This window comes from Streptomyces sp. NPDC046759, assembly GCF_040645475.1.
Lineage (GTDB): Bacteria > Actinomycetota > Actinomycetes > Streptomycetales > Streptomycetaceae > Streptomyces.
Genome location: NZ_JBEYYJ010000017.1, coordinates 1 through 19,601, shown reverse-complemented (window position 1 = coordinate 19,601; position 19,601 = coordinate 1). Strand labels below are relative to the sequence as shown.

General features: G+C 73.1%; 19 protein-coding genes. 12 read left to right on the top strand and 7 right to left on the bottom strand.

The genetic code is table 11. The features are described from left to right. The first annotated feature begins 18 nt into the window (after positions 1 to 18). Together ABZ919_RS22760 and ABZ919_RS22755 are read left to right on the top strand one after the other, a co-directional pair. On the top strand, positions 19 to 2,994 hold the full coding sequence (locus tag ABZ919_RS22760) for a BTAD domain-containing putative transcriptional regulator (protein WP_361250687.1): 2,976 nt from the start codon (positions 19 to 21) through the stop codon (positions 2,992 to 2,994). 205 nt (positions 2,995 to 3,199) lie between these two features. After that, entirely contained in the window at positions 3,200 to 3,364 is a 165-nt protein-coding gene (locus ABZ919_RS22755) for a hypothetical protein (RefSeq protein ID WP_361250684.1), read from the top strand. Between the two features lie 70 nt (positions 3,365 to 3,434). Here ABZ919_RS22755 and ABZ919_RS22750 read toward each other — a convergent pair whose 3' ends face one another. Next, entirely contained in the window at positions 3,435 to 5,033 is a 1,599-nt protein-coding gene (locus tag ABZ919_RS22750) for a FadD3 family acyl-CoA ligase (protein ID WP_361250682.1), read from the bottom strand. Between the two features lie 81 nt (positions 5,034 to 5,114). Between ABZ919_RS22750 and ABZ919_RS22745 the strand changes: the two genes are divergently transcribed. Genes ABZ919_RS22745 through ABZ919_RS22735 form a run of 3 tightly spaced genes read left to right on the top strand, consistent with a single transcriptional unit; the run spans position 5,115 to position 7,449 of the window. After that, positions 5,115 to 6,269, top strand: coding sequence for a lipid-transfer protein (locus ABZ919_RS22745; protein WP_361250680.1), 1,155 nt, complete (start codon positions 5,115 to 5,117; stop codon positions 6,267 to 6,269). A gap of 2 nt (positions 6,270 to 6,271) precedes the next feature. Further along, the gene (locus ABZ919_RS22740) at positions 6,272 to 6,679 is read left to right on the top strand and encodes an OB-fold domain-containing protein (RefSeq protein ID WP_361250678.1); all 408 of its coding nucleotides are present in this window, start codon (positions 6,272 to 6,274) and stop codon (positions 6,677 to 6,679) included. Next, positions 6,676 to 7,449 (top strand): enoyl-CoA hydratase/isomerase family protein, encoded by a 774-nt coding sequence (locus ABZ919_RS22735; protein WP_361250675.1) that lies wholly within the window; start codon positions 6,676 to 6,678, stop codon positions 7,447 to 7,449. Before ABZ919_RS22740 ends, ABZ919_RS22735 begins: the two co-directional genes overlap by 4 nt. A 146-nt stretch (positions 7,450 to 7,595) precedes the next feature. On the opposite strand, the gene ABZ919_RS22730 is transcribed toward ABZ919_RS22735, so the two are convergent. Both ABZ919_RS22730 and ABZ919_RS22725 read right to left on the bottom strand, forming a co-directional pair. Further along, positions 7,596 to 9,929, bottom strand: coding sequence for a PQQ-binding-like beta-propeller repeat protein (locus tag ABZ919_RS22730; RefSeq protein WP_361250673.1), 2,334 nt, complete (start codon positions 9,927 to 9,929; stop codon positions 7,596 to 7,598). 177 nt (positions 9,930 to 10,106) lie between these two features. Next, positions 10,107 to 10,781 (bottom strand): VOC family protein, encoded by a 675-nt coding sequence (locus ABZ919_RS22725; protein ID WP_361251049.1) that lies wholly within the window; start codon positions 10,779 to 10,781, stop codon positions 10,107 to 10,109. Between the two features lie 242 nt (positions 10,782 to 11,023). Between ABZ919_RS22725 and ABZ919_RS22720 the strand changes: the two genes are divergently transcribed. After that, entirely contained in the window at positions 11,024 to 11,671 is a 648-nt protein-coding gene (locus tag ABZ919_RS22720) for a TetR family transcriptional regulator (protein WP_361250670.1), read from the top strand. A 98-nt stretch (positions 11,672 to 11,769) separates the two neighbouring features. Here the strand turns inward: ABZ919_RS22720 and ABZ919_RS22715 are convergent, their stop codons facing one another. Continuing rightward, positions 11,770 to 12,222, bottom strand: a complete 453-nt coding sequence (locus ABZ919_RS22715; protein WP_361250668.1) for an Lrp/AsnC family transcriptional regulator — start codon at positions 12,220 to 12,222, stop codon at positions 11,770 to 11,772. Positions 12,223 to 12,304: 82 nt separating this feature from the next. Here ABZ919_RS22715 and ABZ919_RS22710 point away from each other — a divergent pair, with 82 nt between their 5' ends. Next, positions 12,305 to 12,922, top strand: coding sequence for a LysE family translocator (locus tag ABZ919_RS22710; RefSeq protein ID WP_361250665.1), 618 nt, complete (start codon positions 12,305 to 12,307; stop codon positions 12,920 to 12,922). Between the two features lie 129 nt (positions 12,923 to 13,051). Here the strand turns inward: ABZ919_RS22710 and ABZ919_RS22705 are convergent, their stop codons facing one another. Together ABZ919_RS22705 and ABZ919_RS22700 are read right to left on the bottom strand one after the other, a co-directional pair. Continuing rightward, positions 13,052 to 13,528, bottom strand: coding sequence for a nitroreductase family deazaflavin-dependent oxidoreductase (locus tag ABZ919_RS22705; RefSeq protein WP_361250662.1), 477 nt, complete (start codon positions 13,526 to 13,528; stop codon positions 13,052 to 13,054). Then, a complete protein-coding gene (locus ABZ919_RS22700) occupies positions 13,528 to 14,745 on the bottom strand; it encodes an acyl-CoA dehydrogenase family protein (protein WP_361250659.1) in 1,218 nt (405 codons plus the stop codon). Before ABZ919_RS22700 ends, ABZ919_RS22705 begins: the two co-directional genes overlap by 1 nt. Before the next feature lie 75 nt (positions 14,746 to 14,820). On the opposite strand from ABZ919_RS22700, the gene ABZ919_RS22695 reads away from it, so the two are divergent. The 3 genes from ABZ919_RS22695 to ABZ919_RS22685 all read left to right on the top strand — a co-directional run bounded on the left by ABZ919_RS22695 (position 14,821) and on the right by ABZ919_RS22685 (position 17,540). Next, the gene (locus ABZ919_RS22695) at positions 14,821 to 15,990 is read left to right on the top strand and encodes an acetyl-CoA acetyltransferase (RefSeq protein ID WP_361250657.1); all 1,170 of its coding nucleotides are present in this window, start codon (positions 14,821 to 14,823) and stop codon (positions 15,988 to 15,990) included. 158 nt (positions 15,991 to 16,148) lie between these two features. Then, entirely contained in the window at positions 16,149 to 16,301 is a 153-nt protein-coding gene (locus ABZ919_RS22690) for a hypothetical protein (protein WP_361250655.1), read from the top strand. Positions 16,302 to 16,874: 573 nt separating this feature from the next. Next, positions 16,875 to 17,540, top strand: coding sequence for a pyridoxal 5'-phosphate synthase (locus tag ABZ919_RS22685; RefSeq protein WP_361250652.1), 666 nt, complete (start codon positions 16,875 to 16,877; stop codon positions 17,538 to 17,540). A gap of 50 nt (positions 17,541 to 17,590) precedes the next feature. On the opposite strand, the gene ABZ919_RS22680 is transcribed toward ABZ919_RS22685, so the two are convergent. After that, on the bottom strand, positions 17,591 to 18,325 hold the full coding sequence (locus tag ABZ919_RS22680) for a helix-turn-helix domain-containing protein (protein ID WP_361250649.1): 735 nt from the start codon (positions 18,323 to 18,325) through the stop codon (positions 17,591 to 17,593). Positions 18,326 to 18,548: 223 nt separating this feature from the next. On the opposite strand from ABZ919_RS22680, the gene ABZ919_RS22675 reads away from it, so the two are divergent. Beyond that, positions 18,549 to 19,238: a DUF4097 family beta strand repeat-containing protein gene (locus ABZ919_RS22675; protein ID WP_361250646.1), complete on the top strand. Its 690-nt coding sequence runs from the start codon at positions 18,549 to 18,551 to the stop codon at positions 19,236 to 19,238. Between the two features lie 31 nt (positions 19,239 to 19,269). Further along, positions 19,270 to 19,601, top strand: a 332-nt coding sequence (locus ABZ919_RS22670; protein ID WP_361250644.1) for an ATP-binding cassette domain-containing protein, incomplete at its 3' end; no start/stop codon positions are given.

Genomic DNA, 19,601 nt, shown 5'->3' with positions numbered 1-19,601 from the left:
GCCGAGGGGGACGAACGGATGGACGGTGGGCCGCGAGTGCCTGAGCAGCGGCGTCCCGGCTCCGTGACCGTCACGGAGCAGGAGGCGCTGCGGTTCGGCGTGCTCGGTCCGGTGCGGGCCTGGCGCGGCGAGGAGCAGCTCAGCACGGGCTCCCCCCAGCAGCGCGCCCTGCTGGCCGCACTGCTGCTGCGCGAGGGACGGACGGCGACGGCGGCGGAACTCATCGACGCCCTGTGGGGCAGCGAGCCCCCGTCACAGGCACTGGCGGCGGTGCGTACCTACGCGTCCAGGCTGCGGAAGATCCTGGGCCCCGGAGTCCTGGTGAGCGAGTCCGGCGGCTACGCGGTGCGCTCGCCGGGCCAGGGCGCCCTCGACCTGGCCGTCGCGCAGGACCTGGCGGCGGAGGCGGAGAAGGCGCGGACCGCGGGCGACCTGTGCAGCGCCCGGGACCTGCTGAACCAGGCCCTGGCCCGATGGGACGGCGAGCCCCTGGCCGGCGTGCCCGGCCCGTACGCCGAGACCCAGCGGGTCCGCCTGGAGGAATGGCGCCTGGGCCTGCTGGAGTCCCGCCTCGACATGGACCTGGAGCAGGGCTGCCACGCGGAGGCGGTCTCCGAACTGACGGCCCTCACCGCGGCGCACCCGCTGCGGGAACGCCTGCGTGAACTGCTGATGCTGGCGCTGTACCGCAGCGGCAGGCAGGCGGAGGCCCTGGCGGTCTACGCCGACACCCGCCGCCTGCTGGCCGAGGAACTGGGCGTCGACCCCCGCGCGGGCCTGCGGGAGCTGCAGCAGCGCATCCTCCGGGCGGACCCGGCACTGGCGGAACCGTCCGCTCCGGTGGCTGAGCCCGCGGTGGTCGCGGTCCGCCCGGCCCAGTTGCCGGCGTCGGTCCCCGACTTCACGGGCCGGGCCTCCTTCGTGGACGAACTGAGCGAGGTCCTCTCCTGCGCCTCCGAGACGGCGGGCGCGGCCGGCCGGGTCATGGCGGTGTCGGCACTGGCCGGCATCGGAGGCGTGGGCAAGACGACCCTCGCGGTGCATGTGGCCCACCGGGCGCGGAGCGCCTTCCCGGACGGCCAGCTGTACGTCGACCTGCAGGGCGCGGGCCACCGCCCGGCGGAACCGGAGACGGTCCTCGGCTCGTTCCTGCGCGCCCTGGGCACGGCGGACTCGGCGATCCCGGACAGCCTGGACGAACGGGCGGCCCTCTACCGCTCGGTCCTGGACGGCCGCCGGGTCCTGGTCCTGCTGGACAACGCCAAGGACGCCGCCCAGGTACGTCCGCTGCTGCCCGGCACCGAGGGCTGCGCGGCCCTGGTGACCTCCCGTGTCCGCATGGTCGGGCTGGCCGGGGCGCACCTGGTCGACCTGGACGTGATGTCCCCGGACGAGGCGCTGTCGTTGTTCACGAAGATCGTGGGCGCGGAGCGGGTGGCCGCCGAGCGGGAGGCCGCCCTGGACGTGGTGGCGGCCTGCGGCTTCCTGCCGCTGGCGATCCGCATCGCCGCCTCCCGCCTGGCGGCCCGCCGCACCTGGACGGTCTCGGTCCTGGCGGCGAAACTCGCCGACGAACGCCGCCGTCTGGACGAGCTCCAGGCCGGCGACCTGGCGGTGAAGGCGACGTTCGAGCTGGGCTACGGCCAACTGGAGCCGGCCCAGGCCCGCGCGTTCCGCCTGCTGGGCCTCGCGGACGGCCCGGACATCTCGCTGGCTGCCGCGGCGGCCGTCCTGCACCTGCCGGCCGAGGACACCGAGGACCTCCTGGAAGCCCTGGTGGACACGTCGCTGCTGGAGTCGGCGGCACCGGGACGCTACCGCTTCCACGACCTGGTCCGGCTCTACGCGCGTGCGTGTGCGGAGCGGGACGAGCAGCCGCCGAGCGAGCGGGAGGCCGCCATGTCGCGGCTGCTGGACTTCTACCTGGCCACGGCGGCCCAGGTGTACGCGATGGAACGGCCCGGGGACCGGGTCGTGGACCATCTGCAGGCGACCGAGTATCCAGGGCTGGCCTTCACGGACCGGCACGGCGCCCAGGACTGGCTGTACGCCGAGGCCGTGTCCCTGCTCGCGTGCGTGCGCCAGTTCGCGGGACCGACGACGCTGCTGCGGGCCATCGACCTGCTCTGGGCCGCGGTCGACCTGACCGAGTCGGGCGCCAACTCACGGGAGTACGACGCCGCCGCCCTCGCCCTGCTCGACGCCGCGCGAGCCTGCGGGGACCGCAGCGCGCAGGTACGGGCCGCGGTGGTTCTGGCCAACGCCCACCAGTTGTCCGGGCGGTTCGCGGAAGCGGACGACGCCGCCCGCGAGGCACTCGAACTGGGAGAGGGACTCGATCACCCGCTGGCCCGGTGCTGGGCCCGGAACTGCCGGGGTGCCATGGCCTTCTACCAGCGGCGCTACGCCGACGCGGAGAAACACTTCAAGCAGGCGCTCACCGACTTCCGGGACTGCGGGGACCGGGCCGGCGAGGCCAGCGTCCTGTGCAACCTGTCCCGCATCCACGTGGTGACGGGACGCCCGCGGAGCGCCGTGGAACTGGCCCAGCAGGGCGTCGAGATGTACGAGGCCCTGGGCCACGCCGTGAAGAGCGCCAACGGACGGTACGCCCTCGGGATGGCGCTCACGCAGAACGGCCTGCACGTCGAGGCGACCGAGCGGTTCCAGGAGGCGCTCCAGGTCTTCCGGGAGAGCCGCCAGCGGCTCTGGGAGGGGATGACCCTGTTCCGGCTCGCGGAACTCGACCTCGCGACCGGCCGGCACGCCCAGGCCTCGGTCAACGCCGAAGCCGCCCTGGCCGTGCTCCGCGGGATCGGTGGCGAGTGGCGGCGGGGGAACGTGCTCACCGTTCTCGGCCGGGCCCTGCACGGGATAGGGCAGCCCGGGCGGGCGCAGGTGTGCTGGCAGGAGGCCCTTTCCATCCACGAAGCGCTCGGCTCGCCGGAGGCCGCGGCGGTCCGCGCGCTGCTGTCACCGGCCGCCACCGTGTGAGCCAAGCCGACGTTCATCGTTCGTTTATCGCCGGGCAGCACTCTTCTTGTTGTCGGTCCGTCGCGTCGGGGGGCACGCGGACTGCCGGTGAGACGCCCCGTCAACGATCTAGGGTGGGGCGACCTGTTGCTCGTCCGGCCGTCCTATCGGGGGAACGGCCGGACGAGCCGCACAACCGAGTTCTGCGCCCAGGGAGGGAAGCACCATGAGCGACACCACGAAGGACCAGTCGGTCGAACCGGACAACATCCACATCACCGACGCCAAGGACGACGGCACCGTCACGCCGGACAACATCCACATCACCGACGCCAAGGACCAGGGCACCGTCACCCCGGACAACATCCACATCACGTCCGAGCCCGCCTGATCCAGGTCCGACGGGGGAACCGGCCGCGGCGGCACCGAGGGGGAGCCGTCGCGGCCGAGGTGTTTTCCCTTCACCCTCTGTCCCGCAGCTCCCCCTTCACCACCTTCCCGCTCGCATTGCGCGGCAGCTCGCCGACGAACTCCACCGTCCTCGGCACCTTGTAGTTCGCCATCTCGCGGCGGGACCAGGCGATCAGGTCGTCCGCCGTCAGGGGTGAGCCCGGCCTGCGCACCACGAAGGCCTTGGCGACCTCACCGAGGCGGGGGTCGGGGACGCCGATGACGGCTGCCTCCCGGACGTCCGGGTGGAGGCCGAGCAGCTGCTCTATCTCCGCCGGGTAGGCGTTGAAGCCGCCGACGATGAACATGTCCTTGATGCGGTCCGTGATGCGCAGGTTGCCGGAGGCGTCCAGGACACCCACGTCGCCCGTGCTCAGCCAGCCGTCCGCGGAGATCACCCCGGCGGTCGCCGCGGCGTCCTCGTAGTAGCCGCGCATGACGTTGAAGCCGCGGACCTGGACCTCGCCCGCCGCACCGGGCGGCAGCGGCGCACCGCAGGCGTCGGCCACCCGTATCTCCGTGCCGGGGATGGCGCGGCCGGAGGACGACGCGATCACCGACGGGGAGTCGCCGCGCCGGCACATCGTGACGATGCCGCTCGCCTCGGAGAGGCCGTAGGCCGTGAGGACCGTGTCGACGCCCAGTTCGTCGCGGAGGCGTGCCACCAGGAGCAGGGGGACCACGGCCGCTCCCGTCACCACCAGGCGCAGCGCCGAGAGGTCGTGGGTGTCGCGGGAGGGGTGGTCCAGCAGGGACTGGTGGAGGGTGGGCGGGCCGGGCAGCACCGAGACCCGTTCCGCCGCTATGTTCGCCAGCGCCGTCTCCACGTTGAACACCGGCTGCGGGATCATCGTCGCCCCGCGCATCAGGCAGGCGATCACCCCGGCCTTGTAACCGAAGGTGTGGAAGAAGGGGTTGACGATGAGGTAGCGGTCCGTGCCGCGCAGGCCGGCCAGGTCCGCCCAGATCTCGTACGCACGGAGCGTCTGCGCGTGCGTGATCATCGCGCCCTTGGGGCGGCCCGTCGTACCCGAGGTGTAGACGATGTCGGACAGCGCGTCGCCGTCCAGTTCCCCGGCGCGGGCGCGGACTTCCGCCGACGGCACGCCTTCCCCCGACGCCAGGAAGTCCTTCCACGTCCGGAAGTCCGGCGGCGCGTCCTCGGACAGGACCACCACCTGCTCCAGTTCGGGCAGGCCGGGCAGCGGTCCCCGGCCGTCCGGCACCCCCTCCCCCGCCGCCCGGCGCAGGGACGCCACGTACGAGGTGCCGAGGAACGTGCCCGTCACGAACAGCAGCCGCGCTCCGCTGCGGCGCAGCACGTCCGCCGCCTCCGCCCCCTTGAAGCGGGTGTTGAGCGGCACCAGGACGGCGCCCGCCGAGACCGCGCCGAGGGCCGCCACGATCCAGTCCAGGGAGTTGGGGGCCCAGACCGCGACCCGGTCGCCGGTGCGCACCCCGCCCGCCAGGCAGGCCGCGGCGGCGCGTTCGGTCCGGGCGCCCAGTTCGGCGTACGTGATCCTCGTGCGGCCCTCGACCACCGCTTCGCGGTCCGGGTACGACTCGGCCGACCACCGCACCAGCTCCGGGATGGTGTTCCACTCGCCCACGACGGCCCTCCCCGCACCCGCATAGCTGACTGACCGTCAGATTAGCGGTAGCCTGACGGTCTGTCAGGAGAGGGGGACGCCATGGCAGGTACCGGGCTGAAGGACGCCACCGCCATCGTCGGGATCGGGCAGACCGCGTTCGCCAAGCACCTTCCGGAGGACGAGAAGACGCTCGCCTGCCGGGCCGTGCTCGCGGCGCTCGACGACGCCGGGATAGCACCGGGCGAGGTCGACGCCCTGGCTTCCTACACCATGGAGGAGACCGACGAGGTCGAGCTCGCGAAGGCCGTGGGGTTCGGGGACCTCACGTTCTTCAGCAAGGTGGGATACGGGGGCGGTGGCTCCTGTGCCACCGTCGGGCAGCTCGCCGCCGCCATCGCCTCCGGACAGGCCACCGTCGGTGTCGCCTGGCGCTCGCGCAAGAGGGGCAGCGGGCCGCGGCCCTGGACCAGCACCGCCGTGCAGCTGCCCACTCCGGCCCAGTGGACCCGGCCCTTCGGGCTGCTCCGGCCCGCCGACGAGATAGCCATGCTCGCGCGGCGGTACATGCACGAGTACGGCGCGACGCGCGACCACCTGTTCCACGTCGCCCTCGCCTGCCGGAACCGGGCCAACCAGAACCCGGCCGCCGTGATGTACGAACGGCCGCTGACCCGCGAGATGTACATGACCTCGCGCTGGATCAGCGAGCCGCTCTGCCTGTTCGACAACTGCCTGGAGACGGACGGGGCCCTCGCCTGCGTCGTCGTCGGCAGGGAGCGCGCCCGGGACTGCCGTACCAGGCCCGTGTACGTCCACTCCGCCGCCCAGGGGCTGCCCGCCCAGCACCACGGCATGGTCAACTACTGGAACGACGACCCCCTCACCGGCCCCGCCTGGACCGCCGCCCGGCACCTGTGGAAGCACGCCGACTTCACCCCGGACGACGTCGACGTGGCCCAGATCTACGACGCGTTCACCGCCCTCGTCCCGCTGTCCCTGGAGGGCTACGGCTTCTGCGGGCGCGGGGAGGGCGGTGCCTTCACCGAGGGCGGCGCCCTGGAGACCGGCGGGCGGCTGCCGCTGAACACGGGCGGCGGCGGGCTCAGCGAGGCCTACGTGCACGGCTTCAACCTCATCAACGAAGGGGTGAAGCAGCTGCGCGGGACCAGTACCGCCCAGGTGCCCGACGCCGCCACCTGCCTGGTCACGGCGGGCGAGGGCGTGCCCACCTCCGCTCTCCTCCTCAGGAGCTGACCATGCTGACCCCCGTCACCGACACCGACGGCGCGCCCTTCTGGGAGTACGCGGCCCGCGGTGAACTGCGCGTCCAGGCCTGCGGCGACTGCGGGGAGCCGCGGTTCCCGCCCCGGCCCTGCTGCCCGCACTGCCAGTCCTTCGCAGCCGAGTGGCGGGCGGTGTCGGGGCACGGCCGGGTGTGGTCGTACGTCGTGCCGCATCCGCCCCTGCTGCCCGGCTACGCCGAGCGGGCGCCCTACAACGTGGTCGTGGTGGAACTGGAGGACGCCCCGCGGATACGGCTCGTGGGCAATGTGGTCACGCACGCGGGAGCCGGGCTCGACTCCCTGGATCCCCGGCGCCTGAGGATCGGGGCGCGGGTGCAGGCGGTCTTCTCCGGTGGGCTGCCGCAGTGGGTGCTCGCGTGAGCACCGTCCGGGTCGAGACCGACAAGGACAGCGGGGTCGCCGTCGTCACCCTGGACCGGCCCGAGCGGCTCAACGCCGTCGACCTGCGGATGGCCGCCGAACTGACGGGCGTGTGGCGGCGGATGCGGTTCGACGACTCCGTGCGGGCCGTCGTGCTCACCGGGAGCGGGGAGCGGGCGTTCTGCACCGGGATCGACCGGGACGCCGTCGTACCGCAGCCCTCCTCGCCGTACATGCAGGACGACCCGCTGCTGGCCATCGGGCCCAAGGCGAACGACCTGTGGAAGCCGGTGGTGGCCGCCGTGCGCGGGATGGCCTGCGGGGGTGCCTTCTACCTGCTGGGGGAGGCCGAGTTCGTCGTCGCCGACACCACCGCCGAGTTCTTCGACCCGCACACCGCGTACGGCATGGTCAGCGCCTACGAGTCGATGCTGATGGCCGCACGGATGCCGTACGGGGAGGCGGCCCGGATGATGCTGATGGGTACCGCCGAGCGGGTCTCCGCCCGGCGTGCCCAGGAGATCGGGCTGGTCTCCGAGGTCACCGAGGAGGGCGGGGCGCTGGCGGCCGCCGTGCGCTGTGCCGGTGTCATCGCCGGCTATCCGCCCCAGGGGGTGCAGGGGACCGTGCGGGCGTTGTGGGCGGGCAGGGAGGCGGCCCTCGCCCAGGCGTTCACGCAGGCGCCGCACCTCGTCGCGCTCGGCAATCTGCCGGCCGGGCGGCAGGCCGAGCTGTTCGCCGGGCGGCGCAGGGAGTACCGGGTGCGGTGAACGGTCGTGCGTGGCCCGGCCGGCCGGGCGTCACCGCGTGGCGGGTGCCGTGAGGGCGGGGTAGCGTCGGCCCTGCGACGGCCGCCGTCCGGAGCCCTTCCGTGACACACCGGTACGACGGCCGTCACGCACCCCCGTCGGGCCCCTCACGCCGTGCGCGCCGTCCCCGTCCCCTTCTCCGCGTCGAGCGCGTACACGCACCGGTCCTTGCTGCACGCGTACACCACGCCGTCCTTGACCACCGGGGAGCCGGTGATCTCACCGCCCGTCGCGAGCTTCCAGCGCAGTCGGCCGTCGTCGGCCTTCAGGGTGTACAGCAGATGGTCGGTGGAGCCGAAGTGGATGCGACCCTCGGCCACCGCGGGGGCGCCCACCACGTCGCCGCCCGCCTGGAAGCGCCACTTGGGCGTGCCGGTGACCGCGTCCAGGGTGTAGAGGCCCTTGCCGCTGCCGACGTGCACATGGCCAGCCGCCACCAGCACCGGCTCGATGGAGGAGCGGGCCTCCGTCGCGATGCGCCAGCGGTCGCGGCCGTCGGTGGCGTCCAGGGCGTAGACGGTTCCCAGATAGTCCGCCAGGTAGACGCCGCCGCCCGTCACCGCCGGACCGGGCGCGAAGGTCGGCGGGCTGAGGAAGACCGCCGGAGCCTCGAAGTGCCAGCGGACCCTGCCGGTCGCCACCTCGATGGCGAGGACGCGGGTGCCGGCGCAGACGTAGACGTGGCCGTCGGGGGCCGGAGTGAGACGGACGGGCACGCCGCCGCAGGAGGCCGCGTCACCCACCGGGTACGACCAGCGCTCCTCGCCGGTGCGGGCCTCCAGGGCGCGCAGCCGGGCGTCCTGCCAGACGTAGACCGTGCCGTCGTGGACGAGCGGGCCGGCCTCGGGGGACTCGAAGTCGGTCTGGCAGCCGCTGAGCTCCCACAGCTTCTGCCCGTTCGCGGCCTCCCAGGCCCGGACACCGCCGCCACGGGTGCCGGTGACGACCGTTCCGTGGTCGGCGTGCAGGGAGTACACCCAGGCGTCCGTCGACAGCCGCCACAGATCGTTGCCCTCGCGGGCCTCCAGGGCGAACAGGGTGGGGCCGTCGGAGGCGTGGATACGGCCGTCCGCCACCGCCATGGACCAGGCGACGTCCCGCGTCTTGAAGCGGCGGCGGCCGGTGCCCACGTCCAGGGCGTGCACCTCGAAGGAGGTGACGTACACCAGGTCGCCGTCGACGGCCGGGGTCCCCCAGACCTCGTTGGACATGCGGAACCGCCAGGGCCGCCAGCCGCTCGCGGTCTCCGGGGGCTGGGGCGACGCGGCCGGCACGACGGGGTCGACGCCGGGGCGCGGCCGGGACCAACTGGCGGCCAGGCCGGCCTCCGGCGGGGGCGCCTTGACGGCGGCGGCACGGGCGTCGGCGACGCGCGGACCGGGGCCGATGGGCACCTGGGCGCCGGCCAGCCGGACCGGGCCGGCGTCGGGGGCGCCCATGGGCGCCGGGGACGGCACGGGCGGGTCGTACGGCGGCGGCGGGGGTACGGCCGCCCGGCCACCGCTCCTCGGGCCGCCGATCGGGGCCGGGGAGGGCTTGGGCGCGGGGCGGCCGCCGCGGCGGGACTCGATGAGGGCGACGGCCTTCTCGGGCAGCCAGGCGGAGGCGGTGCCGCTGTCGTCCGAGCCCGAGCCGAAGAGATGGGGTGCCAGCTGGGCCTGGAGGTCGGCCGGGGTGGGCCGGGCGGAGGCCTCCATCTGCATGCAGACCTCGATCAGCGGGCGCAGCTCGTCCGGGAGGCCGGTGAGGTCCGGGCCCTCGCGCAGCAGCATGAAGACCGTCTCGACCGGGTTGGCGCCGTGGAACGGCGGATGACCGGTGGCCGCGAAGACCAGCATGGAACCCAGCGAGAACACGTCGCTGGCGCCGGTGACGCTGCGGGAGTCCTTGGCCTGTTCGGGGGACATGTAGGCGGGAGTGCCGACGGCGACGTTCGTCATGGTCAGGCGGGTGTTGGAGACGCCGGAGGCGATGCCGAAGTCGATCACCCGGGGGCCGTCCTCGACCACGAGCACGTTGGACGGCTTCAGGTCGCGGTGCACCAGACCCGCCCCGTGGATGGACTGGAGGGCCTCCGCGACGCCCGCGGCGAGCCAGCGCACGGCCTGGGCCGGGAGCGGTCCGCAGTCGTTCACTATCTCCTCGAGGGAGGGTGCGGGGACGTACGCGGTCGCCAGCCACGGCACGGCGGCGCGCGGGTCGGCGTCGACCACGGCCGCGGTGTAGAAGCCGGAGACCGCGCGGGCCGCCTCCACCTCGCGGGTGAAGCGGACCCGGAAGAGCTGGTCCTCGGCCAGCTCGGTGCGCACCGTCTTGATCGCCACGCGCCGGCCGGACGCCGAGCGCGCGAGATAGACCAGCCCCATGCCGCCGGCGCCCAGCCGGCCCAGCACCTCGAACGGCCCGATCCGCCGCGGATCGTGCTGCGTCAGCTGATCCACTTGCCTGCCACCTCCCCGTACAAGCCGCGCCACCCCATATGTACGCGACCGAAGTGCAGCGTCTCACCACCGCACCGCCATGGCGGCACGCACCCCGATTCTTCCTGGCCGGGCGGCTGGTTGCGAACCCGGTGACAATCGGGGTGTCTCACACCCAATCAATCCAAAGCGGACGGATCAGCGCTGCAGTAGTGCGAACGACGCCCCCTGATTGTCGGTGACGACGGCCACTCGTCCGTACGACGTCTCAAAGGGTGGCGCGTACACCCGGCCGCCGAGCCGCTGTACGGCCCCGAGGGCGTCGTCGAGGTCCGTGATCCGGAAGTGGGTGAGGAAGTGCGGGGGCATCTCGGCCGGGAAGAGATCGGTGACGGCCGCCCGGCCGAAGTCGGGCTCGGCTCCGGAACCGAAGAGGGCGTCGTGGAAGAGGCCGCCGTAGAAGGCGTTGGCGGAGGCGGTGTCCCGGGTGTACAGCTGGGCCCAGACGAACGTGCCGGGCCGGTGACGGCTCCCGAAGCCGCGGAGGGCCCCCGGCTGCCACAGCCCGAACACCGCCCCCTCGGGGTCGGTGGCCAGGGCGGCGACCCCGAGGTCGCCCACCGGGAAGGGGGCCATGACCATCTGCCCGCCGGCCGCGGTGATCCGCCGGCCGAGCGCCTCGGCGTCCGGGGTGGCGAACGAGACCGTCCAGACGGTGGGCATACGGCCGTCGATCTTGGGGGCCAGCGAGGCGACGGGCTCCCCCTCCAGCAGGGCCCACACCGAGGAGCCGTAGGCGTCCTCGAAGGTCCACCCGAAGAGCTCACCGTAGAACCGCTTGCCCGCCTCGACGTCGGCGAGCTGGGCGTCCACCCAGCAGGGCACGCCCTCCCCGTACACCTCCTCCGCCTCCACCACTTCCCCCTCCACGATCTCCTCCGCCTCTTCTACCTCTTCCGCCTCTTCGTTCGCGGATGCCCTGTTTTCGGCCATGTCGCCAAAGTAACCGGGCCGCCCGCACCCCGCAGACCAGGCACACCACTCCCAGAGCACCCGTGCACCCCATTTGCAGTCGGCCGAATCGCGCTCCGATCACCCCTCGGTAAGCTGACGGCATGACAGGACAAGTGCGTACCGTCGACGGCCGCGTGGCCGGACGGCGTGGGCAGGCGACCCGGCAGAAGCTGCTCGACTGCCTCAGCGAGATGCTCAGCTCCTCCCCCTACCGGGACGTCAAGGTCATCGATGTCGCCCGGAAGGCGGGCACTTCGCCCGCGACCTTCTACCAGTACTTCCCGGACGTCGAGGGCGCCGTCCTGGAGATCGCCGAGCAAATGGCGGCCGAGGGCGCCGGATTGACCGAGCTGCTCGAAGGGCGGTCCTGGGCCGGCAAGTCCGGATGGCAGACCGCGCAGGAACTCGTGGACGGCTTCCTGGAGTTCTGGCGCAAGAACGACGCCATCCTGCGGGTCGTCGACCTCGGCGCGGCCGAGGGGGACAAACGGTTCTACAAGATCCGCATGAAGATCTTGAACTCCGTGAACAACTCACTCGCCGACTCCATCGCCGAGCTGCAGTCCAAGGGCAGGGTGGACAAGGACGTCAACCCGGCGGCGGTGGCCGGCTCGCTGGTCGCGATGCTCGCGGCGGTCGCTGCCCACCAGAAGGGTTTCTCGTCCTGGGGTGTGAAGCAGGCCGAACTCAAGCCGAACCTGGCGCTGTTGGTGCACCTGGGCGTCACCGGGAAGAAGCCCAGCAAGTAGCACCGGCTCCGGAGCACCCCTTTTTTCCAGTTTTTCCGGCTTCCAAGTCCTGTCTGGCGGGCGGTGGTTCACCCTGCGGTGAGCCACCGCCCGTTCCGCTATGCCGGCAACGGGCGGTCCCGCACGACGTGCTTCATCACCAGGGTCGAGGTCAGCCGCTGCACTCCCGGCAGGGTCGCGAGCCGGTCGTCGTACAGCCGCTGGAAGGCCGCGAGGTCGGCGGTGGCGACCCGCAGGAGGTAGTCGGGCTCGCCGAACAGCCGCTGGGCGTCGAGGACGTGCTCCAGCTCGCCGACCGCCCGCTCGAACTCGGCGACCGTGTCCCGGTCCTCCTGGCGCATGGACACGAAGACCAGCGCCTCGAAGTTCAGCCCGAGCGCCCCCGGGTCCACCACCGCCCGGTACCCCTGGATGGCGCCGGCACGCTCCAGCTCGCGCAGCCGGCGGTGGCAGGGCGAGACGCTCAGGCGCACCCGGGCGGCCAGCTCGGTCACGGTCAGCCGCCCGTCCTGCTGCAGCTCCGCAAGGATTTTCCGGTCTACGTCGTCCATGGGGTAGATCTTCTCTCGAGAGCCCTGGTTGCGAGCAAACTCCGGGAACACTTTCGGGCCACTCGCGCCTAATGTCGCCGACATGGACTCGGGACTGCTCTTCTCCTTCCTCGCCGTGGACCTGCTGCTGGTGTGCGTACCGGGCGCCGACTGGGCGTACGTCATCGCGACCACCCTGCGCGGCCGTCCGGTACCGCGCGCGGTCGCGGGCCTGGTCTGCGGCTACGCCCTGCACACGGCCCTGGCGACGGCGGGCCTGGCAGTCCTGGTGGCCGGCTCGCCGAAGCTGCTGACGGCGCTGACGGTGGCGGGCGCCGGCTATCTGCTGTGGCTCGGCTGGGGTGTGCTGCGCCGGCCGGCCGTACCCGGGGCCACGGACGAGGTCTCCGCCGGCCGGCGCATCTTCCTGCGCGGCGCCACGATCAGCGGCCTCAACCCCAAGGGCCTGCTCCTGTACCTCTCGGTCCTCCCCCAGTTCCTCACCCTGCGCGGCGCCCACCTGCCCGTCCCGGTCCAGACGGCCGCCCTCGGACTGCTCCACATGGCCTGCTGCGCGGCCGTCTACCTCACCGTCGGCGCGCTGTCGCGTGCGCTGCTGTCCGCGAGGCCGGCGGCGGCCCGCGCGGTGACCCGGACGTCGGGGGCGGCGATGCTGGGGATCGGCGCGGTCCTCCTGGCGGAGCGCCTGGCCACGTTCTAGTGCCGTCGCGGGCACCAGCGCCGCAGCGGGTGCCGCGGTATGCCGTCGGGCGCACGCGGGCCCGCTGTGACCGCTCGAACCCACGCGGCACAGCCGCATGCCGAGACACCCCGCGCCCCGAACGGGGCGCTAGCGGACCGTGAGCCGGAACAGCCGGATCTGCCTGGTCACCCGCTCCTGGTACGCGGCGTACGGCGGCCAGAACGCCAGGACCGCCCGCCACGCCCGCGCCCGCTCCCCTCCCGCGAGCAGCCGGGCCGTGACCGGGACGTCCCGGCCCTTCCAGCTGATCGAGGCGTCCGGGTGGGCGAGCAGATTGTGGGTCCACGCCGGATGTCCGGTGCGCCCGAAGTTGGAGCCGACCAGGATCCAGCTCCTGCCGCCCTCCTCCGGCATGCAGGCCAGCGGGGTCCTGCGGAGCCGCCCGCTGCGGGCGCCGGTGGCGGTGAGGATCACCCCGGGCAGCATCCGGGCACTGAGCAGATACCGTCCCCCGGTGAGCCGGTGCACGGCGCGGTCGAGCGCCGGGACCACATGCGGGGCGGCCTTCGCGAAGGCCCGGGTGGACGACACCCGCTGCACGAACCGCACGCCGAGGCCGGCCATCAGACGGCCACCTTCCCGTCCGCGAAGAGACCGGCGCTCTCGGCGGCCCGGTCCCGCAGCCGGTGCGCCGGCCCGAACAGCAGCTCGTCCCCGGCGGCCCGCTTGAAGTACAGATGGGCGTCGTGCTCCCAGGTGAACCCGATCCCGCCGTGCAACTGGATCCCCTCGGCGGCGGCGGCCCGCAGGGCCTCGAGCGCCTGCGCGAGCGCGAGACCGCCGGCCCGTTCCCGCCGGACGCCGGGCGGCGGCCCGCAGGCCGCCGGCGGCGCGGCCGCCCATGCGGCGTAGTAGGCCGCCGACCGCGCCGCCTGCACCGCCACGTACACATCCGCCAGCCGGTGCTTGAGGGCCTGGAAGGACCCCACCGCCCGCCCGAACTGCTCCCGCTGCCCGACGTACTCCACGGTCCGCTCCAGCACCCGGTCCGCGGCCCCGACCGCCTCGCAGGCGAGCACGGCGCCCACGCCGTCCCCCAGCGCGGCGAGCACGGGCAGCACATCCACCTCTTCCTCGCCCAGCAACTCCGCTCCCACGTCCCGCAGTTGCACCCGCCCCTGCGCCCGTGTGGCGTCGAGCGCGGTCTGCCGGACCCGTACGACACCGGGCGCGTCCCCCGCCACCAGGAACAGCCGGGTACGGGACCGCGCGAAGCCACCGGTGTGCGCGGCGACGAGCAGCAGCCCCGCGCTGTGCCCGTCCAGCACCTGGTCGGCCTGCCCGTACAGCAGCCAGCCGTCCCCGGCACGCCGGGCCTGCACACCGCCCGCCCGCCCGCCGCCGGCGCAGAACCCGGTGTTGTCGCGGGTCAGTCCGAGGGCCGTGGTCAGGGCGGGCCCGGGCACGGCGAGGGTGGCGGTGAGGGCGCCGGCGGCGAGACGCGGCAGCAGCTCGGCTCGCTGGGCCTGCGTACCGAGGGCGAGGATCAGCGGGGCGGTGAGGACGGAGGTGGCGAGCAGCGGGGAGGGGGCGAGCGCCCTGCCGGTCTCCTCGCACGCGAGGGCCAGTTCGGTGACGGAACAGCCGACGCCGCCGTACCGCTCGGGCAAGGCGAGTCCCGGCAGGCCGAGCTGGTCGGCGAGGGCCGACCACAGGAGCGGGTCGTGTCCGGCCGGACCGTCGACGGCGGCCCGCAGTTCCGGCGAGCCGCACCGCTTGTGCAGCAGCTCGCGCAGGGTGCGGCGGATCTCCTCCTGCTCGGCGGTCAGGCGCGTGTCCATGGTCTTCCCTCTCTATCTGACGGGGCGTCATATTAGGAGCACCGGACCGAGATGCCCAGGGGGAGGAGCCTTCGCATGAGTCGTGGGAGCCGGAAGGTCGCCGTGGCCGGTGTGGCCCTGTCCGACTGCGGGCGCGTGGACGACGCGACGGCGTACGCCCTGCACGCCCAGGCGGCCCGCCGGGCCCTGGCCGACGCGGGCCTGGACCGCTCGGCGGTCGACGGTTTCGCCTCCGCCGGCCTCGGCACGCTGGCCCCGGTGGAGGTGGCCGAGTACCTGGGCCTGCGCCCCACCTGGGTGGATTCGACCTCGGTCGGCGGCTCGACCTGGGAGGTCATGGCGGCACACGCGGCGGACGCGATAGCGGCGGGCCACGCGAACGCCGTCCTCCTGGTCTACGGCTCGACCGCACGCGCGGACATCAAGGCGGGCCTGAGGACGGGCGACCTGTCCTTCGGCGCCCGTGGGCCGCTGCAGTTCGAAGTCCCCTACGGGCACACCCTGATCGCCAAGTACGCGATGGCCGCCCGCCGCCACATGATCGAACACGGCACGACCATCGAGCAGTTGGCCCAGGTGGCGGTGCAGGCGCGCGCGAACGCGGCCCTGAACCCGGAGGCGATGTTCCGCGACCCCGTCACGGTCGACGACGTCCTCGCCGGCCCGGTGATCGCCGATCCCTTCACCAAGCTGCACTGCTGCATCCGCTCCGACGGCGGCGCGGCGGTCCTGCTGGTGGCCGAGGAGTACGCGCGGGACTGCCGTACGGCCCCCGTCTGGATCCTCGGCACGGGCGAACACGTCTCGCACGCGGCGATGTCCGAGTGGGAGGACTTCACGGTGTCCCCGGCGGCGGTGAGCGGGCGGCTGGCGTTCCGGCGGGCGGGGGTGGGGCCGGACGAGATGGACTTCGCGCAGATCTACGACGCCTTCACCTACATGACCCTGGTGACCCTGGAGGACCTGGGCTTCTGCGGGAAGGGCGAGGGCGGGGCGTTCGTGGAGAAGGGCCGGCTGCTGGTACGGGGCGGGGACCTGCCGGTGAACACGGACGGGGGCGGCCTGTCGGCCCAGCACCCCGGGATGCGGGGGCTGTTCCTGCTGGTGGAGGCGGTACGGCAACTGCGCGGGGAGGCCGGGCAGCGGCAGGTGCGGGCGCGGGACGGGCAGCTGCCGAGGCTCGGGGTGGCCTCGGGGACGGGCGGCTGGTTCTGCTCCGCCGGGACCGTGGTCCTGGCCCGCTGACCGGGACGTACGGCGGGCCGGCTGGTGCTGTGACCGGAAAGGTTTGAGCCGGTGAACCTTTCCGGTCGCAGCACTGGTCCTCGTCCGGCGGCCGGCGCCAGATGCGGGTGCGGTGCAGCACGTAGAGGGATCCCGGCAGGAGGATCGCCTGCAGCCCGATGGCCAGCAGCCAGAACTCGTCCCTGGTCTCCGGCCTGTCCGTCAGGAAGGTGAAGTTCATGCCGAAGAACCCGGCGCTCCGCTGCCGCGCCTCGGGAAAGCTGGGGCTCGTCATCCGTCGCGCGAGGACGCCCTCGGTCGCCCGGAGGTAGGGCAGCAGCGCGTGAGGGAGGAGGGCGGAGCGCCGTCGCAGCCGCGCCGGCTGGAAGCCCTGCTCGGGGCGCCGCTCCGCGAACATGTCGTCCTCGAGTTCCTCGGTGGCCGGCAGAGCCCGCACGGCGGCGCGGCGGAAGGTGTCCAGGGCTCCTGCAGGACCAGGAAGACCACGGCCACGGCGTCGGGGGGCCGCTCATGCCGCAAGGCCCGGACGACGCTCTGCGTCATCCCGGCCTGTCCCCGGTGCACGGAGGTCGGGAACCGTTCGGTCACCACCCTGCGGATGTGGGCGATCTGGTCGCCGTGGACCACCGGAACGACGAAACCGGCCCGGTCCCCCAGGAACTCCGCCCGCGCCGGTCCCCCCTTTCTACCGAACCAGTCCAGGTCCTCGCCGTCCAGGTCATCGCCCCTCACCGTCAGTCCCGAAGCCCGTGGCTCCGAGCGTCCCCGGCCTCGGGGGCTCACGCGGAGGCACTCGTGTGCGTCGCGGGACGGCTCCCGAACGGATGACGGGACCCCGGGGCGCGGCCCGCACCGCGAGGCGGCCCGGTGGCGATACTCGGCACATGGAAACGGATCTCCACGCAACTCTGAGGTCACTGCGGGTCTGGGACCCCGAGACGACCGAGCTACGCTCCTTCGACCCGGACACCGCCCCGCCGACCCCGCTGGCGCTGTTCACGAGCTGGTTCTCGGACGCGGTGGCGGCCGGGCAGCCGGAACCGCACACGATGTCGCTGGCCACGGTGGACGAGGACGGCAGGCCGGACGCACGGATCGTGATGCTGCACGGCGCCGACGCGGGCGGCTGGTCCTTCGCCACGCACGCCACGAGCCGCAAGGGCCGGGCCCTGAGCGCGCACCCCCACGCGGCCCTGGTCTTCTACTGGCCGGTGCTGGGCCGCCAGGTGCGGGTGCGCGGGCCCGTGACGGCGGCTCCGTCCCAGGACAGCCAGGCCGACCTGCACGCCCGCTCCACGGGGGCGCTCGCCGCGGCGCTCACCGGGCGGCAGAGCGAGGAGCTCTCCTCGCTGGACGAGCTGCGGCGGGCGTCGCAGACCGCGTGGGAGCGAGCCCGCGACAACCCGGCCGAGCCGTCTCCCACCTGGACCCTGTACCGGCTTCGCCCGGAGACGGTGGAGTTCTTCCAGGGCGACGCGGACCGGCGCCATGTGCGTCTGGAGTACCGGAGCACGGGCTTCGGATGGAGCAGGACGTTGCTCTGGCCCTGAGGGGTGTGCCGCCCCCGGGCGCCGCGGTGCCATCGGCTCCGGAACGCGGCTCAGACCGTGCTGTCGGACGCCGTTTCGGGCTTCGTGTGCAGGACTTCGCGGGCCTGGTCCGCGGCGCGGGCGATGCTCTCGGAGACGAAGTCCAGGAAGCGGGCGATGTTCTCCAGGCGGGCGGCGGCCGGGGTGCCGGGGCCGAGGACGCCGACGCCCTGCCGTGCGACGTCGACGAGCTGGGCGGTGGACCGGGCACTGGCCATCATCGACTGGTACCAGATGTCGTCGTCGACGACGTAGCGCTCGCGCCGGCGTTCGTCCCGCTCCCGGCGGACGAGGCCCTGGCTCTCGAGGAAGGCGATCGCCTTGGAGACGGACGCCGCGCTGACCTGGAGGCGCTGGACGAGCTCGGACGCGGTGAGGCTGCCCGTGTCGCTGATGCAGAGGCAGGCCAGCACCCGGGACATCATCTTGGACATGCCCGAGGCCATGAGGACGGTGGTGAACGTCTCCTCGTACGCGCGCACCGCCTCGGCGTCGCGTCCGTAGGCCTGCGCGGGCGCCTTCGGGTCGCGGGGCGCGGCCTGCCTGCGGCGGTGGGCGCGGTGTTCGGTGGCGCGGTGGGCCAGGTCGGCGCGGTAGGCCGTGGGTCCGCCGTTGCGCATGACCTCGCGCGTGATGGTCGAGGTCGGGCGGTCGAGGCGTCTGGCGATCTCCGCGTAGGCGAGGCCGTCGGCCACCCCCAGCGCGATCTGCTGGCGCTCCTGCTGGGTGAGTCTGCCTCCCGGCATCGTGGTCTCCTTCGTGGTCCCTGGTCTCACCAGTATAGCGTTCACCGCCAATTCATTGCAACGAACCGAATGACGAGCCGTTGCGTTAGATTTGGAAGCGTTGCAACGATTTCCAGGCCTTCACCTGCAATGACAGCAGTTTCACGCAACGAGGTCGTTGCCAGATCTATGAATGCAACGTAGCGTTTCTGTCATCGGAAACAACAACCCGAAGGAGCGCACGATGCAGAAGAAGCAGGGCACCACGCAGACGTTCGACACCCCCGCCCCGGTCTCGGTCGTCCTCGACATCCCCGCCGGACACATCCGGTTCATCGCCGCCGACCGGGCCGACACCACGGTCGAGGTCCTGCCCTCGGACGCCTCCAAGAGCCGCGACGCGAAGACGGCGGAGCAGACCGAGGTCGCCTTCGACGGCGGCGTCCTGCGCATCCGGACCCAGGCGCCCTCGAACCGGTTCATCGGCCCGTCCGGATCCCTCGAGGTCACCGTCCAGCTGCCCGCCGGCTCCCGCATCGAGGCGAAGGCGGCCAGCGCCGAGCTCCGCGGCGTCGGCCGGCTCGGCGACGTCGCCTTCGAGGCGCCGCAGGCCTCGGTCAAGCTCGACGAGACCGCGGGTGCCCACCTCACCCTCCAGGCCGGCGACGTCTCGGTCGGCCGCCTGGGCGGTCCCGCCGAGATCAGCACCCAGAAGGGCAACCTGCACATCGCCGAGGCCATGGGCGGCACGGTCACGCTGAAGACCCAGCAGGGCGACATCTCGGTCGGCGCCGCCCGCGGAGTCTCCGCCTCCCTGGACGCCGGCACCGGTTACGGCCGCGTCCAGAACTCGCTCAAGAACGCCGACGGCGCCGCCGCCCTGAACATCCACGCGACCACCGCCTACGGCGACATCAGCGCCAGCAGCCTGTAGCCGCCCTCAGCCCGCACAAGGGAGCACCCCCATGACCGACCTGGCCATCGCGGCGAACGGGCTGCGCAAGTCCTACGGCGACAAGACCGTCCTCGACGGCATCGACCTGGCCGTCCCCGCCGGGACGATCTTCTCCCTGCTCGGCCCGAACGGCGCCGGCAAGACCACCGCCGTCAAGATCCTGTCCACCCTCGTCTCCGCCGACCCCTCCAGTGGCCGTATCAGCGTCGGCGGCCACGACCTCGCCGCCGACCCGCAGGCCGTGCGCGCGGCGATCGGGGTCACCGGCCAGTTCTCCGCCGTGGACGGTCTGATCACCGGCGAGGAGAACATGCTGCTGATGGCGGACCTGCACCACCTCTC